Genomic DNA, 14,733 nt, shown 5'->3' with positions numbered 1-14,733 from the left:
AAGACCTCGCTATTTATAAATGTAATTGAATTCTATTATAAAAGAAAAGCACTCATATCTTAGACATGAATGCTTTTTTATACTTTTAGATGAACTTAAAATAAGTTGCTAAAGAACATTTTAATGTGGTCAATCATACGCGAGAAGAAACCTGCTTCTTCAACAGCAGTGATTGCGACCAACGGTTTTTCAGTAATGACTTTACCATTTAAAGTTGCAGTCAATTTACCAATGACTTGTCCTTTTTGCAGTGGTGCATTTAAGTTCGGTTGTACCGTAATTTGCGTTTTAATTGCATCTGCTTGACCTTTAGGCATTGTCACATTAAATGCTTCAGGTAAACCTACTTGTACTTCGTTTTCTTTACCAAAGTAAACTTTGGCTTTTGCCATCACTTGGTTTGCAGGTTGTACATTGACGGTTTCAAAGTTTGAGTAACCCCAAGAGAGTAATTCACGTGTTTGAGATGCACGTTCATTCATTGATGGTGCACCAAAAATTACCGAGATTAAACGCATTGGACCACGCTTCGCAGATGTTGTTAAGCAATAACCCGCTTCGTCCGTATGACCTGTTTTTAAACCATCGACACTTGGGTCAGTATAAAGAAGGGCATTACGGTTACCTTGTTTAATTCCATTAAAGGTAAATTCTTTTTCTGAATAAATCGGATAATATTTAGAACTGTCATGAATAATATGTTTAGCAAGGTTTGCCATATCTTTTGCAGTTGAGTAATGGCCTTCAGCAGGCATACCTGTCGCATTGATAAAGTTCGTATTGGTCATGCCGATACGTTTAGCTTCTTGATTCATTTCATGGGCGAAGGTGCCTTCATTGCCTGAAATATGCTCAGCCATTGCTTTTGATGCATCATTTCCTGATTGAATGATAATCCCGCGCAACATTTCTAGTACTGTTGCTGTGCCATTTAAAGGAACATACATACAAGATTCTGTGCTACTGCCACGACACCAAGCAGACTCATTCATACGAACTTTTTCGTCTTCGGTGAGGTCACCTTTTAGTAATTTTTGTTCAATAATATAACTCGTCATCATTTTCGTCATTGAAGCAGGTGCGAGTTTCTCATTTTCATTCTTAGATGCAAGGATTTGCCCTGTTTCATAATCCATCAAAACGTAAGATTTATTATTTAATTCTGGCGGATTCGATAAAACAGTTGCTGCATAGGAAAATGAAGGAAGGAGTAACAATGCAGCGAGGGCGCTTTTTCGGGTCATTCTAGGTAGTTCCAATCTTTGTACGAGCACTAAAAGAGCCTAGCATTTTAGGACAAAGCAAAGCCGACTTCTACGGGTTAAGTCGGCTTATTTGACAGGATTTGTAACTAATTGGTGTATTGGTGAATCGGTCAATTAATTTTGTGGTTGATAGTTGAGCACATCTTCACAAACACCTGTATTGGCTTCTTTTCCTGCTTTTTTCGCATCACTTTGTGCTTCTTTTAAAACACTTTTAAATGATTTCTCTTTTGCTAATTTTTTTATTTCAGCTGCAGGGTCGGCTGATTCTGGTAAAAAGTCTTTGAGTAAACGTGCATAACCTGCTTCAAAAGCATCATTATCTTTGACTAATTTGGGGCAAATATCAGAAAGTACATAAATTGCAGCCAATTCTTCATTGGTGACGCTATGTTGAGTAACTTCAATATTTTCATCTTGTGCATCTGCATTTTTATTGGCAGCAAATGCAGTTGGCATTGCCATAAAAGATGTTGATAAAATCCCCACAGCAAGAGTTTTTAAAAGCGTATGCATAATGAACCTTGTTAACTTAATGATTTGACTAGAATAAACCTATTCTATGAAAATAAAATAGAGAAAATGTATTGAAGATGTTGGATTTAAATAAAAACGGATCATGAGAGAAGGCTACATTGAAAATATGAAATACATCCGTACCACACGGTATTCAAACTTGATCCTATTTTATGTTCAATATTAAATCCATGAAAATCTATCGCTATTTCAAGCTGAAATGATGAGCCACTATTTTTGTTACTATAGCTTGTAATTGTTCAAATTTATTTTTAAAGAGACGTTTTGTGAATATCTTAATTGCCAATGATGATGGTGTATTTGCACCTGGAATACAAGCTTTAGCACAAGCACTGAAACCGTTAGGGCGTGTTGTTATTGTTGCACCTGAAAGTGAGCGCAGTGGTTTTTCGAGTGCTTTAACTTTAGATCGACCATTGCGTCCCGTTGCTATTGCTGAAGATGTTTGGGCGGTAAATGGTACACCTGCGGATTGTGTGTATTTGGCAATGAATGGTTTATTTGATTTTGAATTTGACCTCGTCGTGAGTGGTATTAATAGTGGTGCGAATTTAGGTGACGATGTTTTGTACTCAGGCACTGTGGGTGCAGCATTTGAAGGGCGATTAATGAAACAAGCGGCTATTGCTGTGTCTTTAGCAGGCAGTAATGTGCGCTCGTATCAAAGCCCTGATGATTATGCGGTTGCTGCAAAATGGGTATATGATTTTATTGCTAGAGGGATGCCTATTTTACCTGAACGCCATATTTTAAATATTAATATTCCAGATGTTGCACAACTCAAAGGTGCACAGGTGACTTATCAGGGACGTCGTATTCAATCTAAACCGATTACGAGTCAAGTAGACCCTCGTGGTCGTCAAGTGTATTGGATTGGCTTATCAGGTGAAGCAGTGACTGATCCGAAAAAGAGCGATTTGCACGTTCAGTCTGATTTTTTTTGCCGTTGCCAATGGCTATGTCAGTATTACACCGATTCAAATGGATGCGACCAATTACGGTATTTTAAATCATTTGCAGCAGCAGTTATTTTAAAGCCTGCGTAAGCTTATGTTATAAGTTTGTGAAAAAGCTGGCTTAAACCATCAAAAGCTAAGCTTTTTTGCTAATCTTAGTCGAAATATTTTACAAACTATTTTCTGGAGAGGGAATCAATGCTTTCGTTAGGATCACAGCAACTTTATCTATCACCACGAGGCTGGATAAATGCACTCGTTTTATCATCCGCTGTGATTACAACTTTAGTCATGACAGGATGTGCTTCAAAACCACAAATTAATAATTCTGTCCGTTATGCCAATGCTCCTGACTATTATACAGTTCGTGCAGGTGATACATTGAGTGGTATTGCAGCACGTTATGGATTAAGTTATATCAGTGTGGCAGAAATGAATGATATTGCACCTCCGTATCGAATTTATGTGAATCAATCCATTCGCTTGAAAAAGGGCAGTGGTTCGAATATTCGTCCAACGACACAAGCATTAAATAACAACAATAATGAAATTCAGCGTCAAACCATTAATTTACCAAATAATCAAACAGTAAATACAGTTCCTAAACCTGTGACACCTACACCTGTGCCAGTTGTACCGACGCAGCCGAGTGCGCCTGTTACTGCACCATCTACTTCTAGCAATTTACGTTGGGTGAAACCTTCAAATGGTGCTGTGATCGCTAATTATAATTTAGCACAAAATATTAAAGGTATCCGTTTTGGGGGGAATGTGGGTGATCCTGTACTTGCCGCAGCCAATGGCCAAGTGGTGTATGCCGCAGATGGTCTTAAAGAATATGGTAATTTAGTCTTAGTTAAACATGTGGATGGCTATATCACAGCATATGCACATAACAGTAAAATTCTTGTGAAAAGTGGCGATAACGTCACAGCAGGACAAAAAATTGCCGAAATGGGCTCATCTGGTACGACAAGAACGATGCTTGAGTTTCAGGTTCGTCTTGATGGAAAACCTCTTAACCCAGCAAATATTTTACCATTGTTTTAATTTATTTGGTGCAAATATAAATTTTCTTCGTATAATACAATGAGTTGCTTTTAATAAAAAGTGTGAAGCATCTCATAATTTCAGAGGGAAATTTATGTTAGATCAACTTCGAGCGATGGGTGTTTTTGCTTGTGTCGTTGAAAAAAGTTCTTTCAGTGGTGCCGCGCGTGAACTCGGCATTACGACGAGTGCCGTTAGCCAACAAGTTCGATCATTAGAACAAGAAATGGAAGTGACGCTTCTACACCGTTCTACACGAAAATTGAGTTTAACAGAAGCTGGTCAAGCTTTTTTTCATAGTTGCCAAGAAATGCTCGCTGCAGCAGAACGTGGAAAAATCCGCATTAATGAGTTGCGTGACGATTTGGTCGGAGAGTTACGTATTGCGACAACGCCTGAATTAGGTGCAACTCATGTCGTGCCAGCCTTGTCACATTGGATTTCTGCGCATCGTGGATTAATGGTACATTTTGAAGCAGATAATCAATTTATTGATTTGATTCAAGAGCGTATTGATATTGCGATTCGTATGTGTTCAAAAGACGATGAGTCAAATAATTTGTTATCTATACCTCTAGCACGTGTTGATCAAGTGCTGGTAGCATCACCGAGTTATTTAAACCAAACAGCGCCAATCGCACGTCCAGAAGATTTAAGTCATCATGATTTAATTCCGATTAACGTGATGAAAAATTATCAAAACTTTTCATTTCAACATGTGGCATCGGCTGAAAGTGTAAATGTAGAAATGCAGAATCGCTTGCAAACCAATAATGTCTTTATTGCGAAATCTTTATGCCAAAATGGTCATGGTATTGCACGTATTTTATATTTAGATGTGCAAAAAGAACTTATGAATGGGACATTGGTAGAAGTATTACCAGATTGGAAATTACCAACCTTTACCTTAAATGCAATGACCTTAAAACGTGAACAACAACCGATGAAGATTCATCGTTGTTTAGATGCTTTGAAACAATATTTTAGCCAGTTACCGGGCGGACGCATTTATCAAGAAGCGTCTTAAGTATTAAATTTTTATATAATTAATGCAGTATAACAATACGATTAATGAATTAGCCGAGTTATTTGAATAGCTCGGTTTTTTATGTTTTTATTTATAAAATATCGAGATGAAAAAATGAGTATCAGTGCGATACTCATTTTGATGTGATCAAAATTTCAAATGTTGATGCTTGAAACTTATGCAATAAAGTTTTTGATTGCAGGCACTAAACGTTGAAGTAAATCATCAGCTTGTTCTTTGTTCATGTTTAGTGCAGGGAGTAAACGCACGACATTACCTGAAGTCACATTGATAATCAGTTTATATTCATCACGTGCAATGTTGACTAAATCACCACAGTCTTTTGGTAGTTGAATTCCAATCATCATACCGAAACCACGTACCGTTACATTTTGATCTGCAAGTTGTAAACGGAATTGGTCGACGAGATATGTACCGATTTCAGCAGCATTTGCAACAATATTTTCTTTTTGAATCAAATCAATCACGGTATAGACGATACGAGAACCTAGGTGTGTACCACTATACGTAGAACCATGATTTCCAGCAGTCAACACACCTACACCACGACCTTGCGTCATTACTGCACCAATTGGAAAGCCATTTCCTAGACCTTTGGCAGTTGTTAAAACATCAGGAATGATATTGGTATGTTGATATGCAAAATATTTACCTGTACGACCATTACCTGTTTGCACTTCATCGAGCATCATTAACCAATTATGTTGGTTACAGATATGGCGAATTTCTTCTAAATAGCTAAAGCCCTGAGGTGCAGTATTAACACCGCCTTCACCTTGAATCGGCTCAACCAAGATCGCCACAATATCGGGATGATTGATTGCAGCTTCTTCAATCGCTTCAATATCCCCAAATGGAACACGGATAAAACCTTCAACCAAGGGTGCAAAACCTTCTTGAACTTTTTTGTTGCCTGTTGCAGACAATGTTGCAAGGGTACGACCATGGAAAGAGTGATCTGCGACAATGATTTTTGGATTTGCTACACCTTGCATATGCCCAAATTTACGTGCAATTTTAATTGCGCCTTCATTGGACTCTGCACCGCTGTTAGAGAAGAAAACTTCTTCCATGCCAGAAACTTCGGCAAGTTTTTGTGCAGCAGCAGTTTGCCAAGGGATTTCATAAATATTACTGGTATGAATCAAGGTTGCAGCTTGATCTGCAATAGCTTCTGCTAAAACTGGATGTGCATGACCTAGACCGCATACTGCAATACCTGTTAAAGCATCTAAATACTCAGTACCATCTTCAGTATAAAGATAAGAACCTCGTCCTCGTACAAAGCTGATCGGCTGACGGCTAAATACAGGCATCAAATGCGATGGTTGATCAGGTTGTACCGGAGCGAGGGTAATGTTGTTCATGACTAACTCTTATCTGAGGAGTGAAAAATTAAAAGATTATATAAGCAAAATATGACACAGATTTAAAGTCTAAATACAAATAAAAGTGGAAATAATCTTGAAGACATACTCTTTGCGTTGGATTTAGGTATAATGCACGCAGATGAGTTGAGGATTTAATCAATGACTGAACAAGCGCGTGATACAGAAGCGTTAATTCGCGATCAAATTGCTAAACATGCTGTACTTCTTTATATGAAAGGTACACCACAATTCCCACAATGTGGTTTCTCTGCACGTGCGGTAGAAGCGCTTAGCCAAATTGGTCGTCCATTTGCTTATGTAAATATCTTGGAAAATCCAGATATTCGTGCAACTTTGCCACTAATTGCAAATTGGCCTACATTTCCACAATTATGGATCAATGGTGAGTTGATCGGTGGTAGTGATATTATGCTTGAAATGTTCCAAAATGGTGAGTTAAAGCCATTGGTTGAACAATACAGTCCAGCACCTGAAGCTTAATTATATTGAGCCAAAGTTGTTAAAAAGCACCGATTTCGGTGCTTTTTTATTGTTTATTTTTTGACTGATATCGGTATTTTAATATTCTAAAATCAAATTTTTATTTCAAATCACAAAAATCAATATAGGGTGATGCAATTTTATTCACTGAAATTTTGCAAAATAGTCATTGAATTTATATCTATTTGACCACATCTTAATGGAAAAGCATTTTCTTATTTTAGAGACTAGAATTTATATGTTATTTCATTTACCTAAATTACCTGCTGAAATTCGTGTCAGCCATTTAAATACACGTATTAATGAACAAAGAAAAAAAATTGCGCAAACCACAGCATCGAAGCTTGAGCTTTTACAACTGAGCCAACAATTTGCTAAAGAAGCACGTGCACGTAAAAAAAATAATCAAAAGGTATATGTCTTAGACTTTAAAGGTGATGTGCAAGCTTCAGCCGTTGAAAATTTACGTGAAGAAATCACTTTGATTTTAGCCACTGCAAAAGCAGGGCGTGATCGTGTAGTGTTACGCCTAGAAAGTCCAGGCGGAATGGTACATGGTTATGGTTTGGCAGCAGCGCAGTTGGTGCGTTTGCGAGATGCAGGCTTCCATTTAACCATTTGTGTTGACAAAGTTGCGGCAAGTGGCGGTTATATGATGGCGTGTATTGCATCTGAAATCATTTCTGCACCATTTGCAGTGGTGGGCTCAATTGGTGTGGTTGCACAAGTTCCTAATTTTAATCGTTTATTAAAAGAACATAATATTGATTTTGAACTATATACGGCAGGGCAATATAAACGTACTGTGACCATGTTTGGGGAAAATACTGAAGAAGGTAAAGCGAAGTTTGAAGAAGAGTTACAGCAAACACATGCTTTATTTAAACACTTTGTTGAAAAATACCGTCCGCAACTCAATGTAGAAAAAGTTGCGACAGGTGAGCATTGGTATGGTGAGGATGCTTTAAATCTGAATTTGGTAGATCAGCTACAAACCTCTGATGAATATCTACTTGGTTTGTTGCCACAACACGATGTTTATGTGATTCAAACTCGCCGTAAGCCGACTTTGGGGGAAAAGTTAGGTTTACAAGCGGCGCAAGTGGTAGAGAGTTTGATTCCATCTGTAGTGAATAAATTGGTGGATACTTTGAGTAAAGCCAATGCAAGCTTAGTGCAAATGCGTGATCCAAAGCTTTAATCATCATTTATTTGATATGTTATTTATCAAAAAAGCCAATCTTTAAAAGATTGGCTTTTTCATTAGGTAGAAGTTAAAGGTGATCGGGTGGATTTGTAATAGATAATGAGACCGGTAAATATTGCTCCTACTGTTGCTAAGCACATATCTTTATTTGCATCCCAAATATCCCCTTGTTGCCCATTATAATTTTCAGCTTGTTCTGGAGATAAGCCAATCGCAATCCACCATTCAATCCATTCATACAACAGGCTACTTGCCATAATAAATTGGATCGTGATGAAAAGCAGAGCTTTAGGGCCTAAGTTAGGTAAGAAAACTTGAAATAAGCGGTAAAAAAAAGGATATAAAAAGAGTCCATAAACTAAATGAACCAAGCGATCATACATATTACGTTGCCAGCCCATGGCTTGATTTAAATCAAAATGAAAAATAGATTTAATCCAATCATTATAAGGTACGTATGAGTAGAGGTAATGTGCTGCTGAAACATGAATCAGTAAAAATAAGATATATAATAAAAATGAAGAATAACTGAGTCCAATTTTTTTTAAACAAACCAACAGCATAATAAGCATTAATGCAGTACCGACCTGATGTAAAAGGTAGGATTCCAACTCTAAAGGTTGAATGCTCGCAATGATGATTGCAATTGCAAGTACCGCCAAAGTGAGCCAATGTTTTGTGGTTAATTTATAATAAATCATGTAGATTTTTTCTTGGTCCGATGTTCAGTAGTGTAATAAAAATTTAAATTAAGTGTAGATTTAAATTGAACTTAAATTAGATTTAATTGTTAAGTATTCACGTGTTATTGATTGTACTTTGTAAGGGCTTTTGTTAGCGTAAGCATTTATTTAAATTGCTGTTTTCAACGAGGATATAATGACTGGTATAGTCGTTTTAGATAAATCAACTTTAGTCACATTGCAAAATTCAGAAAATAAACATATTCCTTTAAATCAGCCATCTATTATTCGTTTAGGGTATACCAAAGAACAAATTGCATCCGTTGAGCATATGGGTGATAAAGCTATAATTATTCTAAAAAATGGTGAAAAAATTATACTAGACAATTTTGTTCATCAAGGAAATGAAACACCTCACCAGATTTTACTCAGTAATACGCAAGGAATTTTTGAAGAGCTGGTCATCACTGCTCAAGGTTATCAGATAAATTATGATCCTAAACGAGTGATACAAGAACTTGAAGCAAGTCAAACTTATTTAGCACCTGAAAATATGCAAACATCACAAGTTGCTGAAGAAACCGTTGCTTGGTATGAAAAAGACTTAGTGAAACCTGCTTTAATTTTATTGGGTTTAGAGGGGATTTATCTAGCTGCATTTCATGACAATGATGATGACGGTCATGCAGCAAATACTGATCTAGTTGCACCTTCAGTCCCTACAGCAACTTTAGATTCTGATGGAAAAGTGGTTACAGGTAAAGCAGAAGCAGGTGCGATAGTTTATGTAAAAGATGTGTCAGGCAAGACACTTGGACAGGCAGTCGCTGATGCAGAGGGCAATTTTAAGCTCACTTTAGATCGCGACGTGATCAATAATGAAAAAGTTTTAATCTATGCAAAAGATGCAGCGGGCAATGAATCTCAAGTCACTGTGATTACAGGGACAAAAGACACCCTTGCCCCTGATGCAGCACAGGTGCAAATCAATGAGACAGGCAGTATTGTATCTGGTCAGGCTGAAGCAGGCGCAAAAGTGTATGTCTATGATGCAGCAGGTAAAACAGTCTTGGCAGGGCCTGTCACTGTGGCTTCAGATGGAACATTTTCAATCTCTATAACACCTGCTTTAGCTACAGGTGCTGAAGCTAAAGTAGTTGTAAAAGATGCTGCTGGGAATGAGTCAGATGCAAGTACAGTGATTGTCGGGAAAGATACTTTAGCACCAAAGCAGCCAAGTATTGAAGTCAATGCCCAAGGTGACCAAGTGACGGGTTATGCTGAGGCTAACAGTAAAATTACAATAAAAAATAGCCAAGGTGAAGTAATCGCATTTGCAACTGCTGATGATCAAGGCTATTTTACGGCTCAAATTAAACCTGCTTTAGCCAAAGATGAAACAGCAAATCTGACTGTAACAGATGCGGCGGGCAATGCTTCGAAAGATTTGGTGATAAAAGCAGGAATGGACACGATAGCTCCTGATGCTGTGACTGCAAAGCTTAATGCCGAAGGTAATGAAGTTACAGGACAAACGGGTGCCAATCAAAAAGTAGAAATTTATAATAAAGAAGGGACTTTAATTGGTTCGACTGTCAGTGATGCAGCAGGGAAATTTAGCATAACTTTAAAGAGCAGTTTGACAGATCAAGCGATTGCTCATATTTATACCTTTGATGCTGCAGGTAATAAGTCCGAAAGTACCCAAGTGATAGGTACAAAAGATACCATTGCGCCCAATAAAGTGGTTTTAAAAACGGTCACAGATGATGTTAATGGGGATGGTGATCAAGGTAAAACCATTGCAAATCATGGAGAAACAGATGATGCACGCCCTGAGTTTGCAGGGACAGGTGAGTCTGGCGCCATAGTGACGATTTATGATAATGGTCAGGCAATAGCAACTGTCAAAGTGGAAAGTGGAAAATGGACATTTACCCCAAGTCATGATTTGGCTTTAGGTGAGCATAGTTTTACATTTACACAAATGGATGCAGCAAATAACAGTAGTGTGATGAGTGAAGGCTTTGGTTTTACAGTCATCGCAGCAGAAGCAACAGCGAAAATAGCATCTGAAGCATATGTGGATGAACATGCGATTGCTGCAGTGTTAAACAATGTCGCAGTCTTAGATATTGCACCTGAAAATCAATATTCTGAAAATGCAGCAGTGAATATTTCAAGCTTAATGCAACAAGAATCTGTATCTGAAAATCAAGACATTGAATCAATATTGCAAGATGTGCAGGCGGCGAAAATGGACGCGAATACAGTACAAAGTGCGATCTCAAATCCAAAGAGCGATGTTTTAGCACATATTCGATTCAATGCATTGAGTGATGAGTTATTTATACCTGTACTTGGTTTGGGTTAAAGTTTAAATATGAGTAAGCGATGATTGACATTGTTTTTTCTACTTTTTAAACAGTATGTATGGCATTTCGTAGAATTAGGGATTATGTATGGCGGTTATTGAAGCCTTTATTGCGACGCAAAATTGTTATTTTAATTATGATTTTGAAGAGCTTGATCAACTCGATGGAGATTTTCCTGAAGAGCTTTTAGTGTCTTTACGTGGCATGCTCTATCGACATAAAATCCAATATCCAGATACGACTTATTTTATTTATTATAGTGATATATTGACGGGTGATGAATTAGAAAAAATGAAAGCAGATTGGATGCATTATTGCCCATTACCATAGTGTATACAATATGATTGATAAAAAAAGCGAAGCCTAGGCTTCGCTTTTTATTTTTCTTAATCGATTAGATTTTAGAAATCAAATCTTTGATTTGTTTTGCTTGTTCAGCAGCATTTCCTGTATACGTTGCAGGAGTCATTTGGGCTAAACGTGCACGATCTGCAGCAGGAACGGCTTCAAGTTCATTACCATTCACAAAATCAACCATCATGTCACGTGTCATCGCTTGACCACGTGTTAATGCTTTTAATTTTTCGTATGGTTTTTCAACGTTATAACGACGCATAACGGTTTGAATTGGTTCAGCTAAAACTTCTTGAGCATGGTCTAAGTCTTCAAGAATACGTGCAGCATTTAATTCAAGTTTACCAATGCCTTTTAAGCAAGCTTCAAACGCGATTAAGCTTTGTGCCAAACCAACACCCATGTTACGAAGAACTGTAGAGTCAGTTAAGTCACGTTGCCAACGAGAAATTGGAAGTTTTTCACCAAGGTGAGCCAATACCGCATTTGCAATACCCAAATTACCTTCTGAGTTTTCAAAGTCAATCGGATTCACTTTATGTGGCATAGTCGAAGAACCAACTTCGCCTTCTTTCAAACGTTGTTTGAAGAAACCTAAAGAGATATAACCCCAAACATCACGGTTAAAGTCAATTAATACGGTATTGAAACGACGTAAAGCATCGAACATTTCTGCGATATAGTCGTGTGGCTCAATTTGAGTTGTATATGGGTTAAATGTTAAACCTAGTGATTCAACAAATGCTTGCGAGTGAGCAGGCCAGTTGATTTCTGGGTAAGCAGAGTAGTGCGCATTGTAGTTACCTACAGCACCGTTGATTTTACCTAGAAGTTCAACATTGTTGAATTGTTTGATTTGGCGTGCAAGGCGGTAAGCCACGTTCGCCATTTCTTTACCCAAAGTTGTTGGGCTTGCTGTTTGACCATGTGTACGTGATAACATTGGTTGTTCAGCATGAGTTTCAGCCAAAGCAGCAATCGCATCGACAATTTGTTGCATAGATTCAACAAGAACAGCACGACCATTTTTGAGCATTAAAGCATGTGAAAGGTTATTAATGTCTTCTGAAGTACAAGCAAAGTGAATAAATTCACCTGCATTTTTAAGTTCATCAATATTGGCAATCTGTTCTTTTAAGAAATACTCAACGGCTTTCACGTCATGGTTCGTGGTACGTTCAATTTCTTTAATGCGGTTCGCATTGTCTTCAGAGAAGTTCGCAACAATTGCATCTAAAGCAGCATTTGTTGCAGCTGAGAATGGTGGAACTTCAGTAATTTCAGGACGGTTAGCAAGCGCTTGTAACCAACGCACTTCAACAGTCACACGAGCGTGGATTAAACCAAACTCAGAGAGGAAAGGACGGAGAGCATCACATTTGCTCGCATAGCGTCCATCTAATGGCGAAAGTGCAGTTAAAGCGTTCATAGAGATTCCTTAGACTTTGGAATTAAACGAAAAGCGAAAAAGATGCTGCTTCATTCAAGTTAGGTAACCTGATATTGAAGGCGAGCAAGGTCTTGAAGATCCTGTAGCAATTTACGTTTGCTAAAAATCATTGCCCAAGAACTACCACCGAGCTGACGCCAAAGGTGCGCCATTTGCAAACCTGTAAATAGACAAGCGCGAATACGATTGGTATGTGTAGGGTCTTTAAATGCTTCGGCATTACCACGCACTAAAATACGTGGATTGATTTGTCCTGCGGTATCGACATAGGTCTGTGCAAGATTAGCAATAATACTTGGATGAGTATAATCATTATCAAAAAAAGACAGCTGTTTTAAGATTTTTTGCTGAGATTTTTCAATGATTTCGACAAATTCGGGATTGCTATAAACTTTTTTTTCCAAGCTTAATAATGCCATGGCATAGGACATAGGCAGTTTAGCATTGGATAATTTTGGAATTCTTGACTTTGGTGCAGAATTAAAGGGTTGGGTAATGCTGCCTTCTAAGGTCTTTAAACCCAAAGAAATATCAGATAATTGATGAAAAAAATCTAAAGTTTTTGAGGATTGATTGTCTTGAGGGCGGATATTTAGGCTAGCTTTGATGAGTTGTTCAAAATAGAAATTACCACTTTCACCAATACTTTGACGTCCTGACATTGCAGTCATATGGGTGAGCTGTGTGGCTTGAAACACAGCTGCTAACGCCAAAGTTTTATTTTGGAGTGGATTCAAAGTTTGAGGCTGTTGAAAGGGTAGATCAACCATGCCTAAATTCCTTGCAGTTTGTTGAATGACTTAATCAATAAAATCAGGTTTTGGTGCATTGGTATGATGAATCACACCACCACCTAAGCAGACGTCATCTACATAGAACACGACGCTTTGACCTGGTGTGACTGCACGTTGTGGTTCATCAAACTCTACGCGTACACCATTGGGTGTAGTTGGGTCTTTAAACAAAGTACAGGTCTGATCAGGCTGACGATAACGTGTTTTTGCCGTACATTTAAAACCAGCTTCAGGAATGTCTTGTTCACCAGCGACCCAGTCAATCGCTTCAGACCATAAAATGGTGCTTTGCATGAGTGGATGTTCATGACCTTGACCAATCACTAAACGGTTATTTTCAATGTCTTTATGTAAAACGAACCATGCACCTTCTTCAGCACCTTTGAGACCGCCTAAACCAATCCCACCACGCTGACCGAGCGTATAGTACATTAAGCCATGATGTTCACCAACCTCTTTTCCTGTATCAAGGACAATTTTTCCAGGTTGAGCAGGTAAATATTGCTTTAAAAAGTCATTAAAACGACGTTCGCCAATAAAACAGATCCCTGTAGAGTCTTTTTTCTTGGCTGTGGCTAAACCGAGTTCTTCAGCAATTTTACGTACTTGTGGTTTTTCAATTTCACCGACAGGGAACAAGGTTTTATTGATTTCACGACCATGAACCGCATGGAGGAAATAGGTTTGATCTTTATTTTGATCTACACCACGCAGTAAGGGTGCGTATTGTTCACCACGAGCGTTGGTTAATGTTTCACCACGACGACAATAATGTCCAGTCGCAATAAAGTCTGCACCTAAGTTTACGGCATGGTCTAAAAATGCACGAAATTTAATTTCTTTATTACATAAAATATCTGGGTTAGGTGTACGACCTGCGGCATATTCTTGTAGAAAATGCTCAAATACGCGATCCCAGTATTCCATGGCAAAGTTGGCTGTATGTAATTTGATACCGATTTTGTCACACACAGCTTGTGCATCGGCAAGGTCTTCCATTGCAGTACAATATTCCGTGCCATCATCTTCTTCCCAGTTTTTCATGAAAAGCCCTTCAACCTGATAACCCTGTTGAAGTAAAAGTGCAGCAGAAACAGAAGAATCTACACCACCCGACATACCGACGATGACACGTTGTTGCAT

At 38.1% G+C, this 14,733-nt stretch carries 13 protein-coding genes and 1 pseudogene; 7 read left to right on the top strand and 7 right to left on the bottom strand.

Features of this window, described 5'->3' with window-relative positions; genetic code table 11:
* Positions 1-95: 95 nt before the first annotated feature.
* Both dacC and G0028_RS13060 read right to left on the bottom strand, forming a co-directional pair.
* On the bottom strand, positions 96-1,244 hold the full coding sequence (gene dacC / locus G0028_RS13065; protein WP_130074738.1) for a D-alanyl-D-alanine carboxypeptidase PBP5/6: 1,149 nt from the start codon (positions 1,242-1,244) through the stop codon (positions 96-98).
* 135 nt (positions 1,245-1,379) lie between these two features.
* Complete coding sequence (locus G0028_RS13060; protein ID WP_130074739.1) at positions 1,380-1,781, bottom strand: MCR_0457 family protein; 402 nt, start codon at positions 1,779-1,781, stop codon at positions 1,380-1,382.
* A 287-nt stretch (positions 1,782-2,068) separates the two neighbouring features.
* On the opposite strand from G0028_RS13060, the pseudogene surE reads away from it, so the two are divergent.
* The 3 genes and pseudogenes from surE to G0028_RS13045 all read left to right on the top strand — a co-directional run bounded on the left by surE (position 2,069) and on the right by G0028_RS13045 (position 4,835).
* Positions 2,069-2,837: pseudogene (gene surE / locus G0028_RS13055) on the top strand (5'/3'-nucleotidase SurE).
* Positions 2,838-2,956: 119 nt separating this feature from the next.
* A complete protein-coding gene (locus G0028_RS13050; RefSeq protein ID WP_174492284.1) occupies positions 2,957-3,808 on the top strand; it encodes a peptidoglycan DD-metalloendopeptidase family protein in 852 nt (283 codons plus the stop codon).
* A gap of 94 nt (positions 3,809-3,902) precedes the next feature.
* Positions 3,903-4,835, top strand: coding sequence for a LysR family transcriptional regulator (locus G0028_RS13045; protein ID WP_130074742.1), 933 nt, complete (start codon positions 3,903-3,905; stop codon positions 4,833-4,835).
* Positions 4,836-5,011: 176 nt separating this feature from the next.
* Here the strand turns inward: G0028_RS13045 and G0028_RS13040 are convergent, their stop codons facing one another.
* On the bottom strand, positions 5,012-6,223 hold the full coding sequence (locus G0028_RS13040) for an aspartate aminotransferase family protein (RefSeq protein ID WP_130074743.1): 1,212 nt from the start codon (positions 6,221-6,223) through the stop codon (positions 5,012-5,014).
* Between the two features lie 162 nt (positions 6,224-6,385).
* Here G0028_RS13040 and grxD point away from each other — a divergent pair, with 162 nt between their 5' ends.
* Together grxD and sohB are read left to right on the top strand one after the other, a co-directional pair.
* The gene (gene grxD / locus G0028_RS13035) at positions 6,386-6,727 is read left to right on the top strand and encodes a Grx4 family monothiol glutaredoxin (protein WP_130074744.1); all 342 of its coding nucleotides are present in this window, start codon (positions 6,386-6,388) and stop codon (positions 6,725-6,727) included.
* Between the two features lie 238 nt (positions 6,728-6,965).
* Positions 6,966-7,928, top strand: coding sequence for a protease SohB (gene sohB, locus G0028_RS13030; RefSeq protein ID WP_174493568.1), 963 nt, complete (start codon positions 6,966-6,968; stop codon positions 7,926-7,928).
* Positions 7,929-7,990: 62 nt separating this feature from the next.
* On the opposite strand, the gene G0028_RS13025 is transcribed toward sohB, so the two are convergent.
* Positions 7,991-8,635, bottom strand: a complete 645-nt coding sequence (locus G0028_RS13025) for a DUF2238 domain-containing protein (protein WP_180045594.1) — start codon at positions 8,633-8,635, stop codon at positions 7,991-7,993.
* Positions 8,636-8,813: 178 nt separating this feature from the next.
* On the opposite strand from G0028_RS13025, the gene G0028_RS13020 reads away from it, so the two are divergent.
* Positions 8,814-10,991 carry an Ig-like domain-containing protein gene (locus tag G0028_RS13020; RefSeq protein ID WP_180045595.1) on the top strand — a complete coding sequence of 726 codons (2,178 nt, stop codon included), beginning with the start codon at positions 8,814-8,816 and terminating at the stop codon, positions 10,989-10,991.
* Between the two features lie 88 nt (positions 10,992-11,079).
* Positions 11,080-11,322, top strand: a complete 243-nt coding sequence (locus G0028_RS13015; RefSeq protein ID WP_180045596.1) for a hypothetical protein — start codon at positions 11,080-11,082, stop codon at positions 11,320-11,322.
* Positions 11,323-11,386: 64 nt separating this feature from the next.
* Here the strand turns inward: G0028_RS13015 and purB are convergent, their stop codons facing one another.
* The 3 genes from purB to mnmA are packed head-to-tail and all read right to left on the bottom strand — an operon-like array spanning position 11,387 to position 14,733.
* On the bottom strand, positions 11,387-12,775 hold the full coding sequence (purB, locus tag G0028_RS13010) for an adenylosuccinate lyase (protein WP_130074748.1): 1,389 nt from the start codon (positions 12,773-12,775) through the stop codon (positions 11,387-11,389).
* Between the two features lie 59 nt (positions 12,776-12,834).
* Complete coding sequence (hflD, locus tag G0028_RS13005; RefSeq protein ID WP_180045597.1) at positions 12,835-13,566, bottom strand: high frequency lysogenization protein HflD; 732 nt, start codon at positions 13,564-13,566, stop codon at positions 12,835-12,837.
* A 30-nt stretch (positions 13,567-13,596) separates the two neighbouring features.
* Entirely contained in the window at positions 13,597-14,733 is a 1,137-nt protein-coding gene (gene mnmA, locus G0028_RS13000) for a tRNA 2-thiouridine(34) synthase MnmA (RefSeq protein ID WP_180045598.1), read from the bottom strand.

The sequence above is a fragment of the Acinetobacter piscicola genome (genome assembly GCF_015218165.1).
GTDB classification, from domain to species: Bacteria; Pseudomonadota; Gammaproteobacteria; order Pseudomonadales; family Moraxellaceae; genus Acinetobacter; species Acinetobacter piscicola_A.
The sequence above is the reverse complement of the archived record's forward strand: the minus strand, read 5'-3'. Positions and strand labels throughout refer to the sequence as shown.

Bases quoted from the DNA above. Each gene is read 5' to 3' on its own strand.
- grxD (WP_130074744.1), top strand. From the start codon at position 6,386: ATGACTGAACAAGCGCGTGATACAGAAGCGTTAATTCGCGATCAAATT.
- dacC (WP_130074738.1), bottom strand. From the start codon at position 1,244: ATGACCCGAAAAAGCGCCCTCGCTGCATTGTTACTCCTTCCTTCATTT.
- G0028_RS13045 (WP_130074742.1), top strand. From the start codon at position 3,903: ATGTTAGATCAACTTCGAGCGATGGGTGTTTTTGCTTGTGTCGTTGAA.
- purB (WP_130074748.1), bottom strand. From the start codon at position 12,775: ATGAACGCTTTAACTGCACTTTCGCCATTAGATGGACGCTATGCGAGC.
- G0028_RS13050 (WP_174492284.1), top strand. From the start codon at position 2,957: ATGCTTTCGTTAGGATCACAGCAACTTTATCTATCACCACGAGGCTGG.
- hflD (WP_180045597.1), bottom strand. From the start codon at position 13,566: ATGGTTGATCTACCCTTTCAACAGCCTCAAACTTTGAATCCACTCCAA.
- G0028_RS13015 (WP_180045596.1), top strand. From the start codon at position 11,080: ATGGCGGTTATTGAAGCCTTTATTGCGACGCAAAATTGTTATTTTAAT.
- G0028_RS13020 (WP_180045595.1), top strand. From the start codon at position 8,814: ATGACTGGTATAGTCGTTTTAGATAAATCAACTTTAGTCACATTGCAA.
- G0028_RS13025 (WP_180045594.1), bottom strand. From the start codon at position 8,635: ATGATTTATTATAAATTAACCACAAAACATTGGCTCACTTTGGCGGTA.
- mnmA (WP_180045598.1), bottom strand. From the start codon at position 14,733: ATGCAACAACGTGTCATCGTCGGTATGTCGGGTGGTGTAGATTCTTCT.
- G0028_RS13060 (WP_130074739.1), bottom strand. From the start codon at position 1,781: ATGCATACGCTTTTAAAAACTCTTGCTGTGGGGATTTTATCAACATCT.
- G0028_RS13040 (WP_130074743.1), bottom strand. From the start codon at position 6,223: ATGAACAACATTACCCTCGCTCCGGTACAACCTGATCAACCATCGCAT.
- sohB (WP_174493568.1), top strand. From the start codon at position 6,966: ATGTTATTTCATTTACCTAAATTACCTGCTGAAATTCGTGTCAGCCAT.